The following is a 4,009-nucleotide window of genomic DNA, read 5'->3' on the forward strand; positions in this document are numbered from 1 at the left end:
TGACTGGCCGGGAGCATGGAGGAGAAGCCGGGGGTGGGTCCCGATTGGACGCCGATCAACCCGTCAACCGGGTCCTTCTTCCACGCCGATTCTCAATCGGGATGTTTGCAACGAAGTGCAGACCGTCGACTGGGTCCATTACATACGTGTTGTTCTTTCGTATTACTCCCGTCCAGATGTCCCGCAGCACATCAAACAGCAGCACGTTTCCGCCCATCTCTTTCAAATTGTCCAGATGAGACTTGTTGAAGTCGTCGTGCCAATAGCGCGCGAATTCTTCCGAGTAGTTTCCCGGTATGGGGTGGTATTTTGCTCTCGGAGCCACAAGCGCGATAGTGGGCCGCCTCCAAAGGTGACATGCATGAATTATTGAGTCTTTGGCGGCAAGTCGTGCGGTTTCATATGTCGCGCACCCGCCCAAAGATATGACGCGATGAATTTGCTTTGAGGGTTTGTCTACAGAAGCAGATTGGCTCGCAACTGCCTCGGCCACTTCCGTGGTCATATCGTATTCTTCCAGATGCCCGAATGGTTCAAAAGATTATCCCGCAGCAATCAAGGGGCGAATTTTCCCGCATAACGATATTTCAAATGATATGCACAATACCGCAAACCGCGATCGGCCAACAAATGTGGCAACCGCGACACGACATATGTTTGGGCGGCTGGCGTCTCGATTCCCCTCAAGTCCCGACGGCACCCGCCGCGCGGGGCTTTTTCGTTTCAGGCTTCCCGCGCCGCCGCGAGCATTCGCTTCCGCACCTCGGCCATGCGGTCGTCATCACCGACGCCGGCTCGACGCGTGCGCGGTTGCCTCGATTGTGAAGCTGATAATTTCGCAAGAGGTCATCACGGAGCCCGTGTTGCCCTGCCAGCGCGGCGTCGAGGCGATCGAAGCGCCAGTCACCACATAGCCGATCTCGTCGAGCTCAATCAGCGCCCAAGCGATGGGACTAAGCACGTGCTCGTCCCCATTTGGTGAGATATTGTTCAGCGCTCTCACCCCCTTCTCGCCCACGCTCTAGGCGTGTTCGTTACAGGAACCTCGCGCTTGCCATTTTGACTCCGAGGGGCCGGTGGTTCGTTCAGAACAGCGTTAACTCGGTCCGCAGCCGCAGCCGCAGCCGCCTTCGAGGAACTGCGTCCCATGCGCGAACCGGAGCAGGCCGCGCACCTCGGCGGCGGATTGGTCGTCGTCTGTCATTGGCCTACTGGATCGCAATCGCGCGTTCGCCAACGACGACCTCCGCTGGCTCGGGCGGGTGACGTTCAACGATTCGGCTGATCCCATACGGCCTAAGTCTGTCCCAGGCGACGTCGCTTCCTTTCATGAGCGCGCGGGCCAGGAGGTCCGCCAGATCCTTGCCGCCGTCGCTGATGGCCGCAGCGCTGCCGTTGTCGATCTCGATGATGGTGCGCATGGTCAGGCCGCCTGCAGGCTCTCGGCGAAATCGTCTGGCACATCACCGTACTGGCCGAGGATCGTCGCGCTCTCCAGCTCGCCCGTCTCGTCGTCGGCCACGATCTGCAGGGCGGCCGTTCCCGGCATGCGGCCGGCCATCGCCTCGGCCCGCTTCATCGCGCCGCTACCCGACTGCGATGCCTGCCTATCGCCAGGCACGAGCCGTTTCCGCTTGATCACGAAGGTCTGCACGAGGAAGGTCGTCTTCATGGCCATGGTGCTCTCCTCAGGCTGCCAGAGCCGGCAGGACGCCGACCTCGTTCGCGATCTCGTCGAAGCCGAACGTCAGCACATGCTGCCCATAGGCGTCGTGCACGTCGACGATCCAGGCTGACCAGTCCACCGGGGCGGCACAACCCTGGATCAGCTCGGCCGCTACGCTCGCGCAGACCGGGCGTATGTTCTCCTCAGCGACGGTTCGCCCGCGCAGGTCGAAGACGACATCGAGGCCGTCCGTGCAGTGGAAGTGGCAGCGCTGCTGCGACATCGTCATCACCCCTCCGTCCCCGTTATCCACAGGCCGGAACGAACAGCAGAGCTTGGCGCGGTGATTCGATTGAACCGGCGGCACGCCTGCTGTTTGTTCCCTGTCTGTTCTAACGCAGATGGGGGCTCGGTTGAGGCTGCACACGGTCGCAGAGCTACCGCAGGAGGGGTTTTCCACAGTTCGCGTGCCCCTGATGGGCCCGGCGCTTTGTGCCGGCTTCCCCTCCCCGGCTGACGACTTCCTGGAAGACGCTTTGGAGCTGCCGCGCTGGCTCGTACCGAATCCGCCGGCGACCTTCCTCTGGCGCATCGCAGGCGACTCGATGCGGGACGCCGGAATCTTCGACGGCGATCTCGCCTGCGTCGACCGCAGCCTCAAGCCCGCCCACGGCAGCGTCGTCGTGGCGGCGGTTGACGGCGAGATGTCGATCAAGCGCATGGTGGTTGATGGCAACCGGGCCCGGCTATCGTTCGACAATGCCGACCTGCCGGTGTTCGCGCTCGAGGAGCTGACCGAGGCGGCGATCTGGGGTGTGGTCCGCTTCACAGTCCGCTGGCACGTCGCCCGCGCCGGACAAGGCCGATGAGCACCGCCGAGGCGCGCCTGCGCGACCGGATCGGCGGCGGGCGCGCCCTCGCGCTCATCGACGGCAACAGCTTCTACTGCTCCTGCGAGCGCGTCTTCGACGCCAAGCTCGCCCGCGTGCCGGTGATCGTGCTCTCGAACAACGACGGCTGCGCCATCGCCCGCACGCCCGAGGCCAAAGCGCTCGGGATCAAGATGGGCGACCCCTACTTCAAGATCCGCGGGCTCTGCGAAGCGCAGGGCGTGCGCGTGTTCTCCTCGAACTACACCCTCTACGGGGACATGTCGGCGCGCATCAACGCGATCTACCGGGACTCGACGCCCGACGTGGAGGTCTCCTCGATCGACGAGAGCTTCCTCGATCTCACCGCCTTCGTGCGCCGGGACCGGGTCGCACTCGCCCGGGATATCCGCGCGACGGTGCGGGCCTGGACCGGCATCCCGACCTGCGTCGGCATCGGCCCGACCAAGACCCTCGCCAAGCTCGCCAACCACATCGCCAAGACCGTGCCCGAACTCGACGGGGTCTGCGACCTAACCGAGCCGACGGCCTACGAGCACTGGCTCTGCCGCATCCATGTCGGCGAACTCTGGGGCGTCGGCCGCGCCTCGCTGCCGAAGCTCGAGGCCATGGGCATCGATACCGTGGCGGACCTGCGCGACATCGACCCGCGGCCGGTGCGCAAGGCCCTGACGGTGGTGGGCGAGCGCATGATCCACGAACTGCGCGGCGTCTCCTGCCTCGGGCTCGAACTGGTGCCGGCCCGGCGCAAGGGCTGCGCAGTGACGCGCTCGTTCTCCGGCCGGGTGACGGAGCGATCGGAACTGGAACAGGCAGTCGCGGCCCACGCGACCCGGCTGGGCGAGAAGCTGCGGCGCGAAGGGCTTGGCACCGACCACATCACCGTCTTCTACCACACGAGCGAGCACGACCGCGGCGAGCCAATGCGTTCGGTCTCGACGATGGTGACACTGCCGGAAGCGACCAACGACACGCTGGCGCTGATCCCCGCGGCGCTGCACGGCGTGGCACGCACCTGGCGCGAACAGGGCAGCCCGCCTTGGCGCTACTCGAAGGCCGGCGTGGTGACGGTCGACCTCAAGCCGCTGGCGGCCTCGCAGCGGGCGCTGATCGGTCAGCTCGACCGCGAGCGCGCCGGCCGGCTCATGGGTGCGCTCGACGTCTGCAACGCTCGCTTCGGCCGCGGCAGCGTGGTGCCGGCGCGGGCCGGCCTAGCGCAGCAACGGCGCACTTGGACGACGAAGTTCGAGATGCGGACGCCGCGCTACACGACGCAGGTGGATGAGTTACCGGTCGCGCACGCCTGAGTACGGGCGACAGAATGTTTCCATCCGTCGCCCCGCGTAACGGTTACGCGACGTGCCAATCCTGCCCGTCGGTCCAGGCGCCGTGACCGTCGAGCTCGGCGGCGAACACGGCGTCGAGCCGCCGCCGCTCCGCCTCGACCGGAGCG

7 protein-coding genes are annotated in these 4,009 nt (G+C 65.3%); 2 read left to right on the forward strand and 5 right to left on the reverse strand.

Going from position 1 to position 4,009, the window contains the following annotated elements; translation table 11 throughout:
• Window positions 1-55 precede the first annotated feature (55 nt).
• The 5 genes from BY998_RS24165 to BY998_RS23765 all read right to left on the reverse strand — a co-directional run bounded on the left by BY998_RS24165 (window position 56) and on the right by BY998_RS23765 (window position 1,955).
• Window positions 56-505: a hypothetical protein gene (locus tag BY998_RS24165; protein WP_146221856.1), complete on the reverse strand. Its 450-nt coding sequence runs from the start codon at window positions 503-505 to the stop codon at window positions 56-58.
• A gap of 276 nt (window positions 506-781) precedes the next feature.
• Window positions 782-1,003, reverse strand: coding sequence for a hypothetical protein (locus BY998_RS23750; RefSeq protein ID WP_146221857.1), 222 nt, complete (start codon window positions 1,001-1,003; stop codon window positions 782-784).
• Window positions 1,004-1,208: 205 nt separating this feature from the next.
• Window positions 1,209-1,421, reverse strand: a complete 213-nt coding sequence (locus BY998_RS23755; RefSeq protein ID WP_110354150.1) for a hypothetical protein — start codon at window positions 1,419-1,421, stop codon at window positions 1,209-1,211.
• Between the two features lie 2 nt (window positions 1,422-1,423).
• Window positions 1,424-1,678, reverse strand: coding sequence for a hypothetical protein (locus BY998_RS23760; RefSeq protein WP_110354151.1), 255 nt, complete (start codon window positions 1,676-1,678; stop codon window positions 1,424-1,426).
• Between the two features lie 10 nt (window positions 1,679-1,688).
• Window positions 1,689-1,955 (reverse strand): hypothetical protein, encoded by a 267-nt coding sequence (locus tag BY998_RS23765; protein WP_110354152.1) that lies wholly within the window; start codon window positions 1,953-1,955, stop codon window positions 1,689-1,691.
• A gap of 187 nt (window positions 1,956-2,142) precedes the next feature.
• Here BY998_RS23765 and umuD point away from each other — a divergent pair, with 187 nt between their 5' ends.
• Both umuD and BY998_RS23775 read left to right on the forward strand, forming a co-directional pair.
• The gene (gene umuD, locus BY998_RS23770; protein ID WP_245421730.1) at window positions 2,143-2,535 is read left to right on the forward strand and encodes a translesion error-prone DNA polymerase V autoproteolytic subunit; all 393 of its coding nucleotides are present in this window, start codon (window positions 2,143-2,145) and stop codon (window positions 2,533-2,535) included.
• On the forward strand, window positions 2,532-3,863 hold the full coding sequence (locus BY998_RS23775) for a Y-family DNA polymerase (protein WP_110354154.1): 1,332 nt from the start codon (window positions 2,532-2,534) through the stop codon (window positions 3,861-3,863). Before umuD ends, BY998_RS23775 begins: the two co-directional genes overlap by 4 nt.
• Window positions 3,864-4,009: the final 146 nt, after the last annotated feature.

Origin of the sequence: Methylobacterium sp. B4 (genome assembly GCF_003201865.1) — a bacterium.
Taxonomy (GTDB): domain Bacteria; phylum Pseudomonadota; class Alphaproteobacteria; order Rhizobiales; family Beijerinckiaceae; genus Methylobacterium.

Excerpts from the sequence above, each read along its gene's own strand:
- BY998_RS24165 (WP_146221856.1), bottom strand. The coding sequence starts at position 505 with ATGACCACGGAAGTGGCCGAGGCAGTTGCGAGCCAATCTGCTTCTGTA.
- BY998_RS23755 (WP_110354150.1), bottom strand. The coding sequence starts at position 1,421 with ATGCGCACCATCATCGAGATCGACAACGGCAGCGCTGCGGCCATCAGC.
- BY998_RS23760 (WP_110354151.1), bottom strand. The coding sequence starts at position 1,678 with ATGGCCATGAAGACGACCTTCCTCGTGCAGACCTTCGTGATCAAGCGG.
- BY998_RS23765 (WP_110354152.1), bottom strand. The coding sequence starts at position 1,955 with ATGACGATGTCGCAGCAGCGCTGCCACTTCCACTGCACGGACGGCCTC.
- umuD (WP_245421730.1), top strand. The coding sequence starts at position 2,143 with ATGGGCCCGGCGCTTTGTGCCGGCTTCCCCTCCCCGGCTGACGACTTC.
- BY998_RS23775 (WP_110354154.1), top strand. The coding sequence starts at position 2,532 with ATGAGCACCGCCGAGGCGCGCCTGCGCGACCGGATCGGCGGCGGGCGC.